18 protein-coding genes are annotated in these 16,779 nt (G+C 50.3%); 15 read left to right on the top strand and 3 right to left on the bottom strand.

The features are described 5' to 3' along the window. The first annotated feature begins 58 nt into the window (after positions 1-58). Together P8P30_09645 and pyrH are read left to right on the top strand one after the other, a co-directional pair. A complete protein-coding gene (locus P8P30_09645) occupies positions 59-310 on the top strand; it encodes a helix-turn-helix transcriptional regulator (GenBank protein ID MDG1287806.1) in 252 nt (83 codons plus the stop codon). A gap of 39 nt (positions 311-349) precedes the next feature. Next, positions 350-1,102, top strand: coding sequence for a UMP kinase (pyrH, locus tag P8P30_09640; GenBank protein ID MDG1287805.1), 753 nt, complete (start codon positions 350-352; stop codon positions 1,100-1,102). 349 nt (positions 1,103-1,451) lie between these two features. Here the strand turns inward: pyrH and P8P30_09635 are convergent, their stop codons facing one another. Beyond that, on the bottom strand, positions 1,452-1,622 hold the full coding sequence (locus P8P30_09635; protein ID MDG1287804.1) for a hypothetical protein: 171 nt from the start codon (positions 1,620-1,622) through the stop codon (positions 1,452-1,454). 311 nt (positions 1,623-1,933) lie between these two features. Here P8P30_09635 and frr point away from each other — a divergent pair, with 311 nt between their 5' ends. The 12 genes from frr to lpxB all read left to right on the top strand — a co-directional run bounded on the left by frr (position 1,934) and on the right by lpxB (position 13,502). Beyond that, a complete protein-coding gene (frr, locus tag P8P30_09630; protein MDG1287803.1) occupies positions 1,934-2,491 on the top strand; it encodes a ribosome recycling factor in 558 nt (185 codons plus the stop codon). Next, complete coding sequence (gene uppS, locus P8P30_09625) at positions 2,491-3,210, top strand: polyprenyl diphosphate synthase (GenBank protein ID MDG1287802.1); 720 nt, start codon at positions 2,491-2,493, stop codon at positions 3,208-3,210. Before frr ends, uppS begins: the two co-directional genes overlap by 1 nt. Next, positions 3,203-3,874, top strand: a complete 672-nt coding sequence (locus tag P8P30_09620; GenBank protein ID MDG1287801.1) for a phosphatidate cytidylyltransferase — start codon at positions 3,203-3,205, stop codon at positions 3,872-3,874. The genes uppS and P8P30_09620 overlap by 8 nt, the downstream gene beginning before the upstream one ends. Then, on the top strand, positions 3,871-5,085 hold the full coding sequence (locus tag P8P30_09615; GenBank protein ID MDG1287800.1) for a 1-deoxy-D-xylulose-5-phosphate reductoisomerase: 1,215 nt from the start codon (positions 3,871-3,873) through the stop codon (positions 5,083-5,085). Before P8P30_09620 ends, P8P30_09615 begins: the two co-directional genes overlap by 4 nt. Before the next feature lie 13 nt (positions 5,086-5,098). Next, entirely contained in the window at positions 5,099-6,205 is a 1,107-nt protein-coding gene (rseP, locus tag P8P30_09610; protein MDG1287799.1) for an RIP metalloprotease RseP, read from the top strand. Between the two features lie 64 nt (positions 6,206-6,269). After that, the gene (gene bamA, locus P8P30_09605; GenBank protein MDG1287798.1) at positions 6,270-8,615 is read left to right on the top strand and encodes an outer membrane protein assembly factor BamA; all 2,346 of its coding nucleotides are present in this window, start codon (positions 6,270-6,272) and stop codon (positions 8,613-8,615) included. Positions 8,616-8,715: 100 nt separating this feature from the next. Then, positions 8,716-9,243, top strand: coding sequence for an OmpH family outer membrane protein (locus tag P8P30_09600; GenBank protein MDG1287797.1), 528 nt, complete (start codon positions 8,716-8,718; stop codon positions 9,241-9,243). Between the two features lie 9 nt (positions 9,244-9,252). After that, the gene (lpxD, locus tag P8P30_09595; GenBank protein ID MDG1287796.1) at positions 9,253-10,275 is read left to right on the top strand and encodes a UDP-3-O-(3-hydroxymyristoyl)glucosamine N-acyltransferase; all 1,023 of its coding nucleotides are present in this window, start codon (positions 9,253-9,255) and stop codon (positions 10,273-10,275) included. A 12-nt stretch (positions 10,276-10,287) separates the two neighbouring features. Beyond that, a complete protein-coding gene (gene fabZ / locus P8P30_09590; protein ID MDG1287795.1) occupies positions 10,288-10,737 on the top strand; it encodes a 3-hydroxyacyl-ACP dehydratase FabZ in 450 nt (149 codons plus the stop codon). 2 nt (positions 10,738-10,739) lie between these two features. Further along, positions 10,740-11,534 carry an acyl-ACP--UDP-N-acetylglucosamine O-acyltransferase gene (gene lpxA, locus P8P30_09585; protein ID MDG1287794.1) on the top strand — a complete coding sequence of 265 codons (795 nt, stop codon included), beginning with the start codon at positions 10,740-10,742 and terminating at the stop codon, positions 11,532-11,534. Positions 11,535-11,536: 2 nt separating this feature from the next. Then, positions 11,537-12,328 (top strand): UDP-2,3-diacylglucosamine diphosphatase LpxI, encoded by a 792-nt coding sequence (lpxI, locus tag P8P30_09580; protein ID MDG1287793.1) that lies wholly within the window; start codon positions 11,537-11,539, stop codon positions 12,326-12,328. A 1-nt stretch (position 12,329) separates the two neighbouring features. Further along, positions 12,330-13,502: a lipid-A-disaccharide synthase gene (gene lpxB / locus P8P30_09575; GenBank protein MDG1287792.1), complete on the top strand. Its 1,173-nt coding sequence runs from the start codon at positions 12,330-12,332 to the stop codon at positions 13,500-13,502. Here the strand turns inward: lpxB and recG are convergent. Then, on the bottom strand, positions 13,482-15,590 hold the full coding sequence (gene recG, locus P8P30_09570; protein ID MDG1287791.1) for an ATP-dependent DNA helicase RecG: 2,109 nt from the start codon (positions 15,588-15,590) through the stop codon (positions 13,482-13,484). The two genes, lpxB and recG, sit on opposite strands and share 21 nt — an antisense overlap. A 47-nt stretch (positions 15,591-15,637) precedes the next feature. Between recG and P8P30_09565 the strand changes: the two genes are divergently transcribed. Then, on the top strand, positions 15,638-16,417 hold the full coding sequence (locus P8P30_09565; GenBank protein MDG1287790.1) for a glycosyltransferase family 2 protein: 780 nt from the start codon (positions 15,638-15,640) through the stop codon (positions 16,415-16,417). On the opposite strand, the gene P8P30_09560 is transcribed toward P8P30_09565, so the two are convergent. Continuing rightward, positions 16,414-16,776 (bottom strand): cyclic nucleotide-binding domain-containing protein, encoded by a 363-nt coding sequence (locus P8P30_09560; protein MDG1287789.1) that lies wholly within the window; start codon positions 16,774-16,776, stop codon positions 16,414-16,416. The genes P8P30_09565 and P8P30_09560 overlap by 4 nt on opposite strands. Positions 16,777-16,779: the final 3 nt, after the last annotated feature.

Below are 16,779 nucleotides of genomic sequence, written 5' to 3'. Positions count from 1 at the left end.
ACTCCCGGCGCCCCAAGGTGGGGTGCCGTTGATTCACCCTCAACCTAAGGAGCACCTCATGCAGTATTCCAAACCTAACTTTTGCGCACTTCGACGCCAAATTGGATTTAATATCAAAGATTTACGGCTCAATAAGAATCTTTCACTTGAAGAGTTGAGCCAACGTAGTGCAGTGGATTTGCTGTATATCCACAAACTGGAACGCGGAAAATACACGCCAGAATTGTACACGCTCTTGCGCCTTTCCTGCGGGCTTAATGTTAGTTTGAAGCGCCTGTTTCGAAAGACGGGGTCTTTTGTTAATAAATAGGATTGCCGCGCCGCTCATACTGCGTTACTCCTTCCCTTTATGAGCAACACAGCATCTGCGAGCAACGCATCCGCCCCCCTTTCCCCGCTTTATAACCGGGTTATGATTAAAGTTTCCGGTGAAGCCTTGATGGGCGATAAGGAATATGGGCAAGATCTCACCATCATCAAACGCATCTGCGAAGACATCAAAACCGTGGTCGATATGGGCGTTGAAGTGTGTTTAGTCGTTGGCGGTGGAAATATTTTCCGTGGCATGAGCGCCGCTGAAGCCGGTATGGAACGTGCCAATGCCGATTATATGGGCATGCTCGCAACCGTAATGAACGCACTGGCTGTACAAAATATTCTCGAGCAAATTGGCTGCGAAACTCGTGTGCAATCGGCCATTCACATGATGGAAATTGCCGAACCTTACATTAAACGCAAAGCCGATCGCCATATGGAACAGGGCCGCGTCGTCATTTTCGCTGCAGGCACAGGTAATCCGTTCTTCACCACCGATACGGCAGCCGCTCTGCGCGCTGTTGAGATGAATTGCGATGCGCTGCTGAAAGGCACGCAAGTCGATGGCGTCTACGATTCCGATCCCAAAACCAATCCCGATGCCAAGCGCCTAGAGAAACTCACCTACCGCAAAGTGCTCTCTGAAGACCTGAAGGTCATGGATGCCTCAGCCATCTCCCTCGCCCGCGAGAATGACATCCCAATTCTGGTCTTCTCCATCCACGAGCAAGGCCAATTTGCCAAAGTCGTCTGCGGCAAAGGCCGCTATACGATCATTGAGAAGTAATACGCTCTCATCCGCCCACTTATCACCCCGTCGCATGACGGGGGGCTAGAATTAGATATCGATTCTCGTGTGAGCTTCCAGATATCGTCATATGACAGCATGACAACACCTCTAAAAAACAAAAAACCCATTATTCTAATCAGAATAAATGGGTTTTTAAGAGATTCGGGTTGTTCACTCAATCTCGTCGTCTTTTGGAGAGGATTTCCTCATTTCTATGAAAGTCATGACGAGGAAGAGCACGATCATTGCATTGAATAACATAATTTTTTGTTTTTGGTCCTATTGCTTTCCCTCAAAAGCAATAGGACTTAGGTGAATAAATAAAAGGTTACGGAAAAATTGAGTCTTATTCAATTTCCGTTGCTTCTACTCCGTAAGCAGGGTCATGTGGATCCACCTCTTCTTCTGAAGAAGACTGGGAATCTGTATTGCCTACGACGAATAAACTCCGGAACCGGAAGTAAAAAACCAACCCAATTAGCGCTATGACTAACAGGCCTTGCAATGCTGGATGCATAAATGTGTTTTTAAAAAAGTTAAAAAAATTCTTTTTCTAATCGCTACAGAAGGCTTTCTACGTATAACGTAAGAAAGTTCTGACTCGGTAAGTTGGCCATTATATAAAAGATAATGAAAACGAAGTTAAAGAACACAGCGAAAAGAATAACCGCTAATATAAACTTTTTCAGCGCTTTTGTTTGTTACAGTTCTGTGACAATCCCTCTCCTTTTATGCGAGAAAAACGCTGGCTTTCTCATTGATTCCGCATTGGAAACCCGTTATCTTGCCGCCATAAATGAACAAAGCTTAAGCAAGGAAGCCCCAATTATGAGCGATAACGAACTCTCCGCCCTGCCCACTCGTATGGAAAACTCTATCGGTGCATTTGAAAAAGAACTGAGAGGCCTGCGCGCAGGCCGCGCGAACCCAAGCTTGCTCGATCCGGTGATGGTTGAAGTCTATGGTAGCATGATGCCTTTAGGCCAAGTCGGCACCGTGAGCGCACCTGAGCCACGCATGTTGAGCGTTAGCGTTTGGGATAAAGATAATGTGAAAGCCGTTGAAAAAGCCATCGCTGCAGCGCAATTGGGTGTTAACCCCTCTGCCGATGGCCAGCTCGTGCGTATTCCGATTCCTGATATGACAGAAGAACGTCGTAAAGAGATGGTGAAAGTCGCCGGCAAATATGCGGAGCAAACGCGCATTAACCTGCGCAACATCCGCCGTGACGGTATGGATCGCTATAAGAAACTCGAAAAAGATAAGGCAATATCTGAAGATGAGCTCAAGAAAGCCAGCGACGATATCCAAAAGCTTACCGACAAATATGTGGCCATAGCGGATAAGCTGGTGGCGACGAAAGAAAAGGATATCATGAGCGTTTAATGCCTGAAACTATACCAGAGACCACATCGGGGCGTAACGTTCCCAATCACATTGCCATCATTATGGATGGTAATGGCCGCTGGGCGAAGGAACGCGGTCTGCCGCGTAAATTAGGCCATAAACGGGGTGCCGAGGCGCTCAAGGCTCTGCTTACGGAGGGCAAAAAGCTCGGTATCCGTTATCTGACAGTCTATGCTTTCTCCGCTGAAAACTGGGGGCGTCCACAGGAAGAAGTGAGTGCTCTAATGGGTTTGCTCGGGCATTACCTCGATAAAGAGGCCGAGCTGCTAATTAAAAACCAAATCCGTTTCCGTACGATTGGCGATATCTCAACGCTCGAACCTACTTTGCGCAAGCGTATTGAAGCGCTGCAGGAAAAGACTGCACAATTCGATCAACTCCACCTGACAGTCGCCCTGTCTTACGGTGCCAGGCAAGAAATTACGAATGTGGTCAAACAACTTGTGAGTGACGGGGTCGAAGCCGAATCCATCACAGATGAAGCGATTGCTGAACGCTTGGACACAGTCGACCTTCCAGAACTTGACCTCCTCATCCGCACCGGTGGCGATCAACGTTTGAGTAATTTCCTGCTTTGGCAATCAGCCTATACGGAGCTCTATTTCACGCCAACTTACTGGCCGGACTTTAATGCCGAACACCTTTCACAAGCGATTGAGAGTTTCGATCTGCGCGAGAGGCGGTATGGGAATGTCTGATGAAATCACCACTGAAGGCTATGCTTTAAGCACCTTTCACCAGCGTGTTATCACCGGGTTACTCCTTATCATCGGGAGCTTTCTAGTACTCGCCATGGGCAGCTGGGCGTTAGTCCTAGCGATACTCGCCATTGCCTATCAAATGGATAAGGAATGGCACCATATTACGCCACCCGCCTTAAGCTGGAAATTTGCCGGCATCCCTTACGTCGCCCTACCGCTTATCTCCGCTTTAGCCCTGCGCGACCTGTCCTTTAACGCAATTTTGTTTCCAGTCATTTTAATCGTCGCAACCGATGTCGGCGCTTTCTTTGCGGGTAAAACCATTGGCGGCCCTAGAATCGCGCCCAGCATTAGCCCGAATAAAACATGGTCAGGCTTGCTTGGTGGTATGAGTGCTGCGGCGCTCAGCGCAATCGCACTCCAATCTTATGTACCGTTCCCTGACGGCCTATTATCGGCAATTTTAACCGGGGTAATTATCGCACTTCTGGCACAGGCGGGAGACTTTTTCGAATCATGGCTCAAACGCAAGCAAGGGCTCAAAGATAGCGGCTCACTCCTACCGGGCCATGGCGGTATTTTAGACCGTGTCGATGGCTATATCCTTACCCTGCCCGCCTTTCTGCTCTATCTTATAATCAGCGCTGAGGTAATAGCATGAACCCACCCGTCGCATTAAGAAACACCATCAAGCCGCAACTTACGGAGCCGGTAAAGACGGTCTCAATTTTGGGTTCCACAGGCTCTATCGGACGCTCGGCAATCGCACTGATTAAAGCTCACCCTAACCGTTACCGCATCACCGCGCTCACGGCGAATAACAATGTCGAAGAGCTAATCAAGCAAGCACTCGAGCTTCGCCCGGATTGGGTCGTGATTGGTAATGCAGAAAAATTACCGCACCTAAAAAGAGCACTCGACGGCACCGGCATGACCGTGACTGGCGGCTATGACGCCATTATCGAAGCCGCAGCCTTCCCTTCCGATATTGTACTTGAAGGCATCGTCGGAGCGGCAGGCCTAGCGCCCACCTTTGCCGCAATTCGTCGAGGCGCTACCGTCGCCATCGCCAATAAAGAGCCCTTAGTCTGCGCTGGCGATCTCATCCGCCATGAAGCAGCTAAATACGGCGCTACCTTACTACCCGTTGATTCAGAGCATAACGCGATTTTCCAAGTCTTTGATTTTGAAAAGCCGGAATCGGTGGAGAAAATCATTCTTACCGCAAGTGGGGGACCTTTCCGCACCCTCAGCCTTGAGGAAATGAAACATGTCAGCATTGAACAAGCCCTGAAACATCCGACATGGAGCATGGGCGCGAAAATCTCCATTGATTCGGCGACTATGATGAACAAGGCGTTGGAAATTCTAGAGGCCTATCATCTCTTCCCCGTGCGCGCCGAACAGATTGATGTGGTCGTACACCCAGAATCGATTATCCACAGCATGGTCGAATATAAAGATGGCTCCGTGCTCGCGCAGATGGGCCCATCGGATATGATTTTGCCGATTGCTTATGCACTCTCTTGGCCAGAGCGAATTCCTACGCCAACAAAACGCCTCAATTTAGTCGAGATGAAATCGCTGAGCTTTGAAGCACCCGATGAAAAACGCTTTCCTGCGTTACGTCTTGCGCGTGAAGTGCTAGAACATCGCGGTATTTCGCCGATCGTTTTCAACGCCGCCAATGAGGTCGCCGTTGAGCATTTTCTGCAAGGAAATATCACTTTCCCAGATATCATCCGTGTAATCGAGGCGACATTACACACCATCACCGGAGAACACTTTACCAACAATACGTTGGAAGATATTCTCGCCGTCGATGCTTGGGCACGTCGCCAGGCCATCGATATCATCAAACGAAAAACATAAAGCGAAGTCTCACATGGAAGCCATTGGCGATTTAACCCACACCATTCTATCATTTGTTTTTGTCTTATCCGTCATCGTGTTCATTCACGAATTTGGGCATTACATCATTGCACGCTGGTGCGGAGTCAAAATTGAGGTTTTCTCAATTGGCTTTGGAAAAGAGATATTCGGCTTCAACGACAAAGCAGGCACACGCTGGAAATTCAGTTTGTTACCGCTCGGCGGCTACGTCAAAATGTTTGGTGATCAAGGCGCAGCGAGCACACCCGATGGCAAAGCACTCAAGAAGATGACGAAGAAACAAAAAGCCGTCAGCTTTCATTTCAAACCGCTTTGGAAAAAAGCGCTAATCGTCGCAGGCGGCCCGCTTTTCAACTTCCTCACCACCATCGCCGTGTTCACTTGGTTTGCCTTTAATAACGGTATTACCTCGACCGAACCTTTCATCGGCGAAGTTATTAAAGAGTCTGCGGCACAAGAAGCCGGCCTGCGCAAAGGCGATCGCTTCCTAAGCATAAATGGCGAAAAAATCGAAGTGTTCCACGATATTCCGATGCAAATCATGACCAATCTTGGCACCAAAATTAACGCTGAAATTCAGCGCGGCGAGAAAACCCTCACCTTCTCAATCATCCCCCGTGTCATCAAAACGACGGATGCATTCGGCAATGAAGTGGAGCAACCCTTAATCGGTATTCGCAGCCAAAAGATCACCTTTAAAGATGTCGGCGTCGTGCAGGCCGTTAAGCATTCAGTGACACGCACATGGGATATTTGTGGTGCAACCTTGCAGGTTCTCGGGCAGCTTATTACCGGTCAACGCGGCACCGAGCAGCTCAAAGGTCCGATCGGCATTGCACAAATGTCCGGCCAAGCAACCGATGCAGGAGTGTCCACTGTTTTATGGTTCATCGCTCTACTCTCAGCCAATTTGGGGTTGGTAAATTTACTGCCCATTCCGATGTTGGATGGCGGGCATTTACTCTATTACACCGTCGAAGCAGCCAATGGCAAACCGATGGCGCAGAAGTTTCAGGAATATGGCTATAAACTAGGATTAGTCACACTCGTCTCGCTCATGGCCTTCACCATCGTCAATGACATCGTGCAATTACTCTAAAATAACTTGATTTTGTCGGGGATATCCGCATCCTCACAAAGAAAATAATATGGGGAAATACTACGTGTCTTCACGTCTTTCTGCTTTTACAGTTTTAGCCTTGGTCAGCACCGCCTTTTCGCCGCTTCCGGCATTTGCGCAAGTGCAGCCGACGGCAACCGCTCCGGTTCCAGTACCAGCCTCACTGCTCGCCTCTTCCGCATCCTTCCGCGTGAATAAGGTCGCCATCACCGGCAATCAACGTATCGAACATAGCACGATCCGTTCGTATCTCGGTATTCGTGAAGGCTTGCCCTTTAACCGTTACGATATTGACCGTGGCATGAAAGCACTTTTCGCCACCGGTTTCTTTGCGGATGTAAAGATGCAACCCGTCGCCGATCCCGCTGGCGGCGCCGTGCTGCAAGTGAACGTCACAGAAAATCCGATCATCAATCAGGTGGCGTTTGAAGGCAACCGTCGCCTCCCCGATGAAGACCTCAAAAAAGAGATCGACATCACCGCACGCTCTATCTTCACCCGTCCAAAAATTGATGCAGCGGCGCAGCGCCTCTTGCAGATTTACCGCCGCAGTGGTCGTTACCAGGCCACAATCGATCCACAAGTGATCGTGCTGGAAAATAACCGAGTAAACCTCGTGTTCGAGATTTCGGAAGGCAAAGAAACCAAAGTCACGCAGATTGATTTCGTCGGCAATAAAATCTTTAACGACTCTAACCTACGCGATGTGGTCAAAACCTCAGAAGAGCGCTGGTGGAGCCCGTTCTCTAGCGATGAGAAATACGATCCTGACCGTACGGCGTTCGATAAAGAACTCCTGCGCCGCTACTATGTAAAGCAAGGCTATGCAGATTTTCAGGTTAAATCCTCCATCGCCGCAATCACACCGGATGGCGAGAGCTTCTACCTCACCTTCACGGTGGATGAAGGCAAGCAATATACGTTCGGCGACATTCATATTGATAATAGCTTGAGTAAAGGCGTTGACCTATCTGCCGAACTCACCACCGAATCCGGCGAAATTTACAATGCTGACGAGATCGAGAACACCATCGACAATATGGTCACGAAGCTTGGCGATAAGGGATTTGCCTTTGTCGATGTGAAGCCTAGATTCACCCGTAATCATGCTGAGCGCACCATTGACCTATCTTATGAAGTCAATATGGGGCCGCGTGTTTATGTCGAGCGCATCAATATTGATGGCAACTCTCGCACGTTAGATGAAGTCGTCCGGCGCGAATTTCGCCTTGCTGAGGGCGATGCTTATAGTACCTCTAAGCTCGCGCGTTCGGAGCAACGTATTCGCAACCTTGGTTTCTTTGAAAATGTGAGTATCAGCCAACAACCAGGCACCTCCCCCGATCAAACCGTTGTCAATGTTGACGTGCGCGAACAATCTACCGGTGAAATTTCACTCGGCGCAGGCTTCTCTAGCACAGACGGTGCTTTGGCTGAATTCGGTATCAAGGAATCCAACCTCCTTGGTCGCGGCCAAGAGTTACGTTTAAACGCCTTGATTGCAGCGGAACGCCAGCAGTTTGACGTTGGCTTTACCGAGCCTTACTTCCTCGATCGCGAACTTTCTGCGGGCGTTGATTTATTCAAAACCCGTACCGACTTTTCAAGCGAAAGCTCCTTTGACCGCGAAAGCGTCGGTGGCGCGCTACGCTTAGGCTATGCGGTCAGCGAACACATGAAGCACAACATGTATTATCGCTTCGAAGAGATCGACATTACCGATATTGATGCAGATGCCTCCCGCTTTATTAAAGATCAAGAAGGTGCCAATACCAGCTCCCTCGTCGGTCATTCCCTCACGTGGGATACGCGCAATAACCGCTTTGACACAACAGATGGCAATTACCTTCGTTTGAGCCAAGACTTTGCGGGTCTCGGCGGTGATAGCCGCTATATCCGTCATGAATTTAAGAGCGCGAGCTTCTTCTCGATCGCACCACAATGGACTTTCAGCCTCTCTGGAACCGGTGGCCATCTCTATGCATGGGATGAAGATCGCGACATTCGTATCAATGAGCGTTTCTTTGTCGGCAATCGCCAACTTCGCGGGTTTGATCGCGCCGGTATTGGGCCACGCGATATCACCACCGACGATGCCTTGGGCGGCAACATGTATTACACCGGAAGCGCGGAAGTGACCTTCCCGCTTGGCTTACCAGATGATCTAGGCTTCCTCGGCGCCGCCTTTGTCGATGTCGGTGATCTGTGGGATATTGATGAAATCGGCAGTGAAATCGTTGATGCCAATACGCCACGTGTTGCAGTGGGTGTCGGCTTATCTTGGCGCTCCCCCTTTGGTCCAATCCGAATCGATTTTGCAAAAGCGCTTGTCAAAGAAGATCATGACGAGACGCAGCTCTTCAACTTCAGCTTCGGCACTCGTTTTTAGTTATATTTAGTCATAAATGGTTTCGTGTTTTTACTTGCCAAAGCGAGGCGATACCCTATTTTGCAGTTCAATCATAAACCCTATCTAGGAGATGTAACCGATGAAACTTACCACCGTCTTTATGGCATTTATACTGGCTTGCCTGCCACTCAGCTTTGCACAAGCACTTGATGGTATCGCCGTGATCAATATCCAAGATATTATGCGTGATTCTCTCGCCGCTAAATCGGTAAAGAAGAAGCTTGAAGCGAAACAAAAATCTTTCCAAAACGAAATGTCTAAGAAAGAAAAAGATCTGCAAAGCAAAGAGAAAGCCCTTGCAGCTCAGCAAAGCACGCTCTCAGCCGCTGAGTTCCAAAAGAAAGTAAAATCTTTCCGTACCAGCGCGGCGAAAGCACAACGTGATGTTTCAACCAAGAAAGCCAAGCTCGATAAAGCCTTCGCCGCGGCCCTTGCAACCATCCAAAAAACCGTTGTCACTATTGTTGAAGGCATTGCGAAAGAACGTGGCGTGAAGGTTGTTCTACCTACATCGCAGCTCCTTTATGCAGACCCATCAATGAACATCACCAAAGAAGTATTGGGTAAATTGAACAAAAAACTTCCTAGCGTGAAAGTAAATTTCTAGAGTCGTTTAATGGCAGATTTACGTTTCTTTGACCGCAAGGGCCCTTTTACTTTGGAGCAAGTTGCCTCCATAAGTAGAGTGACGTTGACCGATTCAACCGATCCGTCAACCAGCTTTGAAGATATTGCACCGCTTGATAGAGCTGAAGTCACACAGATTAGCTTTTTCGATAACCCTAAATATGTTGGGCAATTCGAGAAATCCTCTGCGGGCGCTTGCTTTGTGAAAGAAAAATTCGCAGATCGCGCGCCGGAAGGCATGGTCACGCTCATCACGCCAGACCCTTACCGTGCTTATGCGCTCTTGGCACAAGCCTTCTATCCTCGCGCTCAGTTGGAACCTAGCATCTCCGAACATGCAACGATCTCTCCTAGCGCCAAAATTGGCAAAGGATGTGCCATTGAAGCGCATGTTTTCATTGGCGAAAATGTAGAAATTGGCGAGAACACCATCATCCGCGCGGGCAGCTTTATTGATCGTGGCGTGATGATTGGCCAAGACTGCCAAATTGGCGCCTGCAGCACCGTGAGCCATACGATTCTTGGCAATCAGGTCATCCTACATCGCGGCGTGAATATCGGCCAAGACGGTTTCGGTTTCGCCATGGGCCGCGAAGGCCATGTCAAAGTGCCACAACTTGGTCGTGTCGTGATTGAAGATTACGTCGAAATAGGCTCTGGCACCTGCATCGACCGTGGCACAGGCCCTGACACAACGGTTGGCGCTGGCACCAAAATCGATAATCTTGTGCAAATCGGCCATAATGTTCAAATCGGTCAGGGCGCTATTATTGTCAGCCAAGTCGGCATTGCCGGCAGCACTCATATCGGCGATGGCGTGGTACTGGGCGGACAAGTCGGTGTTTCAGGCCATTTACGCATTGGTGCAGGCGCACGTATCGCCGCACAGTCGGGTGTCATGGATGACATACCTTCTGGACAAGCGTATGGCGGCGCCCCTGCTATTCCCGTAAAAGACTGGCATCGTCAGACGATTGCGATTAAAAAACTTATAAAATCGAAAACCAACTAAAGAGTGAATGATATGAGCGAAGATCTTGTATTAGACGTAAATGACATCATGCGGATGATTCCGCACCGCTACCCTTTCCTATTGATCGATAAAATGAAAAATATCGTTTCAGGCGAAAGTGCTGTGGGTGTCAAAAACGTAACGATCAACGAACCTTTCTTCGTCGGTCACTTCCCTGAAAAACCGGTTATGCCGGGCGTGTTGATCATCGAAGCGATGGCGCAAACCTCAGGCGCCCTTGTAGTACATACACTTGGCGATGAGGCTGAAGGCAAGCTCGTTTACTTCATGTCGGTCGATAAAGCGAAATTCCGCAAACCCGTTGGTCCTGGCGACACGATTGAGATTCTCGTCGTAAAAACCCAAGCGCGGCGCAATGTTTGGAAATTCGACTGTGTCGCAACCGTTGACGGCGTAAAAGTCGCTGAGGCTTTAGTCCAAGCCATGATTATGTTGGATTAAGCGTGAGCCAAAACATCCATTCCAACGCCGTCATTGAACAGGGCGCAACACTTGGTGATAACGTCACTGTCGGTGCGTTCTGCTGCGTCGGTGCAAATGTCGTGCTTGGCGATAACGTCACGCTCAAAAGCCATGTCGCAATTGAGGGTCACACGACCATTGGCGACGGCACCGTGATCTATCCTTTCGCTAGCCTCGGCCATGCGCCGCAGGATCTGAAATTTTCAGGTGAGAAAACAACGCTCACCATCGGCAAGAACAACACCATCCGCGAACATGTCACCATAAACCCGGGCACGGGCGATGGCGGCGCTGAAACCATTATCGGCGATAACTGCCTGTTCATGGTCGCCAGCCATATCGCGCATGATTGCAAAGTGGGCAATCACGTGATCCTTGCCAATAACGCGACACTTGCGGGCCATGTTGAAGTAGACGATCATACCATCATTGGCGGTCTCGCTGCGGTTCACCAATTCGTACGCATCGGCAAACATGCCATCATCGGCGGCCTATCCGGCGTTGAACATGATGTTATCCCTTACGGCTCTGTCATTGGCGAACGCGCGAACCTTGCTGGCCTCAACCTTATCGGCCTAAAACGCCGCGGCTTCTCACGCGATGCGATCCACGGTTTACGCAACGCCTATAAAGAACTCTTCGCCGCGAATGATACACTTGAGGCGCGCAGCAAGCAGGTGAAATCCTCGCATAGCCAAAACGAGCAAGTCCAAGAAGTGATCGACTTTATTGAGAATGCAGGTTCACGTTCCATCTGCGTTCCTAAGGCGAGCTAACCATGCGCAAAGTCGGGCTTATTGCCGGACAGGGTGATCTTCCCGCGCTCATCCTAGAGGCTCTTAAATCGCAATCACGCGAGGTCTTTACTATCGCAGTCAAAAACCACGCACGCTCAGCGCTCGTATCCGATACTCCACACGCTTGGCTTGGCATGGGCGAGATTGCACAATCCTTGCCTATTTTCCGCGCACAAGGCGTCACCCATATCATCATGGCTGGAGGCGTTTCCCGCCCGCCTTTACACACATTACGCCCTTCTCTACTAGCCTTGAAAATGTTTTGCCAACTTGGAATGTCTTTCTTCCGGGGCGATAATGCTTTGTTCAAAGCCATCACTCGGATTTTAGAAAAACAAGGCTTCCAAATCATTGGTGCCGATGAAATTCTAAAAGACCTGCTAACCCCTAAAGCCTGCCTGACTCAAGCCACACCACACGATTTGGATTCAGTCACTTTCGCCGCCAAAGCGGCGCGTGATTTAGGCGCTAAAGATATAGGCCAAGCGGTCATCATCCAAAACGATAAAATCCTCGCAGCGGAAGATAGCACCGGCACCGATGCCCTCATTAAACGTGTTGGCATCGCTCAAGGCGCAATCCTTGCTAAAATGAAGAAACCGCAGCAAGAGCGGCGTGTTGACTTACCCACCATTGGTCCTGATACCATCAAAGCACTTGTAGCAGGCCAATTCGCGGGCGTAGTGCTCGAAGCGGAACATTCCCTCATCCTACATCGCGAAAAAACCATCGCCCTAGCTGACAAGCACGACCTGTTTGTGATAGGCATATAGTATGGAAAGCACGCCCCATATCTACCTCGTTGCCGGCGAATCTTCCGGTGATTTACTCGGTGGGAAGCTCATGATGGCGCTAAAGAAGATACACCCTGAGCTCACCTTCTCCGGGCTTGGCGGTCCTAAGATGGGCGCGCAGGGGCTAGCCCCTCTCTTTGATTTTAGCGAGCTCTCACTTATGGGTTTTGCGGAAGTGCTACCGCATATCCGCAAACTCAAACGTCGTATGGCACAAGTGCGTGACGACATTATCGCCAAACAACCTGAGATCGTTGTCACCATTGATTCACCGGGCTTCAACTTCCGTCTGGTCAAGCAGCTACGCGAATCGGGTAAAGTCGATAACATCAAGTTCCTGCATTATGTCGCGCCGACGGTTTGGGCTTACAAACCTAAACGTGCCGAAAAAGTGGCGACGCTTTTCGATAAACTTCTCGTTCTACTTCCCTTCGAACCGCCTTATTTTGAGCGCGAAGGCCTCTCCACCACTTTCATCGGCCATCCGGTACTTGAGGATGACTACACTCGAGCAGACGGCCAAGCCTTCCGCGAAAAGCACGGCATCTTACCCGGCGCGCCTCTCATGCTGCTGCTACCGGGGAGCCGCACGACAGAGATTCGTCGGCATCTTACGATTTTTCAGCAAACACTCGAACTGCTTGCCGCGCGTTTCGGCGGCTTAGCCGAAGTAATCATTGTGCCCAAGAATATGGAACATGAGATTCAGGAACATTTAGAGGATTGGCCGGGTCATCCCATCATTGTGACCGAGCAAGACGAGAAGCATGATGCCTTTGCCGCCGCCACCGTAGCGCTCGTAAAATCAGGCACGATCACACTTGAACTTGCCTGTGCGCGCGTGCCGATGGTCGTCACCTACCGTGTATCCGCCATCACCGCTTGGCTATTGCGCCGGATGATTAAGGTAAAATATGTCAGCCTCGTCAATCTCCTACTAAACCGCGAGGCTATCCCGGAATTAATACAAGAGAAGTGCCATCCTGATAAATTGGCGACGAAGCTTTCCGGCTTCCTCTCCAGCAATGAGATGGGCGATAAGCAGATTGAAGAAGCCCAAGCAGCCCTCGCACAACTCATCCCCGAAAGTGGCCAACCGCCCTCACAAATAGCGGCCAAAGAAGTGCTGAAGTTAGCTCTTCAAAAAGCGTAGCTTCTCATCCTGTCCGAACAGATAGAGCAGCATTCGCAATCGCTTACCCCGTTCGGTTTCCAGGTCTATATCGTTATGCAAAATGAGCTTCACCTCGTCACGTGCGGCTTTTAGTAGCACTTGATCGCGCGGGAGTTCGGCAAAATGGAAGGCGGGCATGCCGCTTTGGCGTGTGCCTAATATCTCGCCACTTCCACGCAAGCGAAGGTCCTCTTCCGCCAGATAGAAACCGTCATTACTCTCGCGCATCACCTTGAGTCGTTCCCGGCTCGTTTCACCGACTTTATCCGCATAAAGCAGCAAGCAGCTGGAGGCTTTGTCACTCCGCCCGACACGCCCACGTAGCTGGTGCAACTGTGACAGACCGAAACGCTCGGCATGTTCGATCACCATAATCGTCGCATCGGGCACATCGACCCCCACCTCAACCACGGTCGTCGCCACCAGCAAGCGGGAATCTCCATTCGCAAAGCGCTGCATTTCAATCTCGCGTTCTTCGCCTTTGATGCGGCCATGTACGAGGGTCGCATTGGTCAAATGCTTAAATCGAACCGCAAATTCACGGTGACGCTCCACCGCCGCCGCCAAATCCGTTTCCATCTCTTCCGAGCCTTCAACCAGTGGGCATATCCAATAGATTTTCTCGCCACGCGCCAACGCCTGCTCCACCGATTGCATCACCTTCTCATAACGTGCGAGCGGCATGGCGCTAGTTTTGATTTCCTGTCGGCCTGCCGGCTTTTCGCGCAAGATCGATACCTCCATATCGCCAAACAGCGTCATGGTGAGACTCCGCGGAATCGGCGTCGCAGACATGAGCAGCATGTGCGTACCCTGCCCTTTATCGGCCAGTTTCAGCCGCTGATTTACACCAAAACGATGTTGCTCATCCACCACCGCGAGCATGAGATTCTTGAACGTGACAGAATCCTGAAACACAGCATGCGTGCCAATTACGATCGGTAATTCTCCACTCTCCATTTGCGCCATCACGCGCGCGCGCTCCGCCGGCTCGCAGGAGCCCGACAGTAACGCCACTGGGATCTCCAGAGATTCCAGCACCTTCTTAAACGCGGCCAAATGCTGGCGCCCCAAAATCTCTGTTGGCACCATCAATGCCGCCTGCCCGCCCGCTTCAACCACCGCTAGCATCGCAGCCAGCGCGACCACAGTCTTACCGCTACCCACATCACCTTGCAGCAAGCGCAGCATCCGCTTACCGCTAGCCATATCATCATCGATTTCGCCAAGCACTTCCTGCTGTCCGCCGGTGAGCGTAAAGGGCAAGCTCTCTATTAACTGCTGACGTAACACTCCTTGCGGCGCAATCATCGGCGCATGCGCGCTACGCTGCATTTTCTCGCGCACGAGAGTAAGCGTGAGCTGACTGGCTAGTAGTTCATCGTAAATAAGGCGTTGGAAATAAGGGCTATTACTGCTGATATCAGCGCGTTCCTGCGGCTCATGAATCAAACGCAAGCTACGATAGAAGCACCGCCACCCCTGGCTCTTCTTCCATTCAGGGTCGAGCCATTCCGGTATCTTATCCGCCTGTATCACCGATTGCGTCATCAGCTCCAGCAATTTACGATGATGCAACCCTTGAGTCAGCGGATAAATCGGCTCTAATTTCGCCAGCGGCTCTTCCTGCTCAGGGCGCGCCACCATTTGCGGATGTACAATCTGCCAGCCTTGTTTGCCTTGCTCTAGCTTGCCCGAAACTAAGCGCACTTGCCCTTCTGGAAAGGTACGACTCAGATAATCGCCCTTGGCATTAAAAAAGATAAGATTCAGCGTGATTTGCTCATTATGGCACGCAATGCGATACGGCACTCGCCGGCGCCCCTGCGGCGCGGCATAATGATTATCAATCACCAGCTGCAACGTCACCACCTGCCCTTCAGATTTCTCGGTAATATGGCTCGTCATTGAGCGATCCACCACATCGACCGGCAGATGCATCAACAGATCCCGCACGCAAGGCGCATCACGCTTCAACAGCTGCTGAAGCTGTTCATAGCCCTTATCCCCCACCCCGCGTAAATGGCGAAGACTAAAAAACCAGTTATCAAGTTCGGTTGGGCGCATCCTTCTTTCATAGTGCTTTTAACAATGAAAACCATTAGGAAACATGCATGGACAATAAATTCCCTCTCTCCGTTTTCATTATCTGCAAGAATGAGGCAGATCGTATTCACTTACCGATTGAATCGACCAAGGATTGGGTGGATGAGGTGATCGTGGTCGATAGTGGCTCTACCGATGGCACGATGGATAAGGCGAAAGAGCTAGGGGCGACGCAGGTACTCTTCAACGAATGGCCGGGTTATGGGCCGCAGAAAGTTTTCTGCGAGAATCTATGCAAAAATCGCTGGCTGCTGAATTTGGATGCGGATGAGGCTTGTTCGCCGGACTTGATCGAGCATATCAAAACACTCTTCGCAAACGGCGAGCCTAAAGATGCGCTCTATGCGATCCGCAACACGATGGTTTTCCCGTTTGAAGATAAACCTCGCAAGTTTTCCCCTTCCGGATTCTTCGTAAGACTCTACCCTAAGGATAAGGCGGGCTTTAAAGAGAGCATCGTCCACGACTCAGTCATCGACAAAACCGATTCCCTGTCAACCCTTCGGATAGAGGCTCCGATTCACCATTCAGGCTTTCGTAACTACGCTCACATGAATGAGAAAATGAATTTTTACTCTGGCCAGCAGGCCAAAGATAATGTCGCTCGTGGAAAGAAAGTAAGCGCCTTACGTTTAGTGTTGGAACCGTTTGTAATGTTCCCTAAAGCTTATTTTGGGCGGGGGTACTGGCGATTTGGCTCTGAAGGGTTCGTGCATTCGTTATTCTACGCCTTTTGGCGCACGATGCGTTTAGCAAAAACGCGAGAACTGTATAAACAGCAAAATTAGCTTTGAGTACTGCTCAAGGTTTGTGTCAATTTACGTAAACGCTGGCATTGGATCTCAAATAACGTCTTCGCAATTGGGTGCGCGCCCTCGAACAATTCGTTAAAGCGACTTTTATCGATAACATAGCATTCCATGTCTTCAATCACGGTCACCGTGGCCGAGCGTGGCGATCCATCCACCAGTGACATCTCACCGAAGATACTATTACCTCCGACAATGGCCAATTCATGCGCCTCTGGTGCACCGCTTACGGTCACGCGCGCGGTTCCTGTTTTCACAAGATACGCCGCTCCAGGTCCATCCCCTTCATGGAAGATGACAGTGCCTGCTTTGAATGTACGCGATACAAGGGGTCTCATACT

Source organism: Rickettsiales bacterium (genome assembly GCA_029252805.1).
GTDB lineage: Bacteria > Pseudomonadota > Alphaproteobacteria > Rickettsiales > JALZUV01 > JALZUV01.
The sequence above is the reverse complement of the archived record's forward strand: the minus strand, read 5'-3'. Positions and strand labels throughout refer to the sequence as shown.

What these genes read in the sequence shown, in the direction of transcription:
- P8P30_09645 (MDG1287806.1), top strand. Translation starts at nt 59, where the DNA reads ATGCAGTATTCCAAACCTAACTTTTGCGCACTTCGACGCCAAATTGGA.
- pyrH (MDG1287805.1), top strand. Translation starts at nt 350, where the DNA reads ATGAGCAACACAGCATCTGCGAGCAACGCATCCGCCCCCCTTTCCCCG.
- P8P30_09635 (MDG1287804.1), bottom strand. Translation starts at nt 1,622, where the DNA reads ATGCATCCAGCATTGCAAGGCCTGTTAGTCATAGCGCTAATTGGGTTG.
- frr (MDG1287803.1), top strand. Translation starts at nt 1,934, where the DNA reads ATGAGCGATAACGAACTCTCCGCCCTGCCCACTCGTATGGAAAACTCT.
- uppS (MDG1287802.1), top strand. Translation starts at nt 2,491, where the DNA reads ATGCCTGAAACTATACCAGAGACCACATCGGGGCGTAACGTTCCCAAT.
- P8P30_09620 (MDG1287801.1), top strand. Translation starts at nt 3,203, where the DNA reads ATGTCTGATGAAATCACCACTGAAGGCTATGCTTTAAGCACCTTTCAC.
- P8P30_09615 (MDG1287800.1), top strand. Translation starts at nt 3,871, where the DNA reads ATGAACCCACCCGTCGCATTAAGAAACACCATCAAGCCGCAACTTACG.
- rseP (MDG1287799.1), top strand. Translation starts at nt 5,099, where the DNA reads ATGGAAGCCATTGGCGATTTAACCCACACCATTCTATCATTTGTTTTT.
- P8P30_09600 (MDG1287797.1), top strand. Translation starts at nt 8,716, where the DNA reads ATGAAACTTACCACCGTCTTTATGGCATTTATACTGGCTTGCCTGCCA.
- lpxD (MDG1287796.1), top strand. Translation starts at nt 9,253, where the DNA reads ATGGCAGATTTACGTTTCTTTGACCGCAAGGGCCCTTTTACTTTGGAG.
- fabZ (MDG1287795.1), top strand. Translation starts at nt 10,288, where the DNA reads ATGAGCGAAGATCTTGTATTAGACGTAAATGACATCATGCGGATGATT.
- lpxI (MDG1287793.1), top strand. Translation starts at nt 11,537, where the DNA reads ATGCGCAAAGTCGGGCTTATTGCCGGACAGGGTGATCTTCCCGCGCTC.
- lpxB (MDG1287792.1), top strand. Translation starts at nt 12,330, where the DNA reads ATGGAAAGCACGCCCCATATCTACCTCGTTGCCGGCGAATCTTCCGGT.
- recG (MDG1287791.1), bottom strand. Translation starts at nt 15,590, where the DNA reads ATGCGCCCAACCGAACTTGATAACTGGTTTTTTAGTCTTCGCCATTTA.
- P8P30_09565 (MDG1287790.1), top strand. Translation starts at nt 15,638, where the DNA reads ATGGACAATAAATTCCCTCTCTCCGTTTTCATTATCTGCAAGAATGAG.
- P8P30_09560 (MDG1287789.1), bottom strand. Translation starts at nt 16,776, where the DNA reads ATGAGACCCCTTGTATCGCGTACATTCAAAGCAGGCACTGTCATCTTC.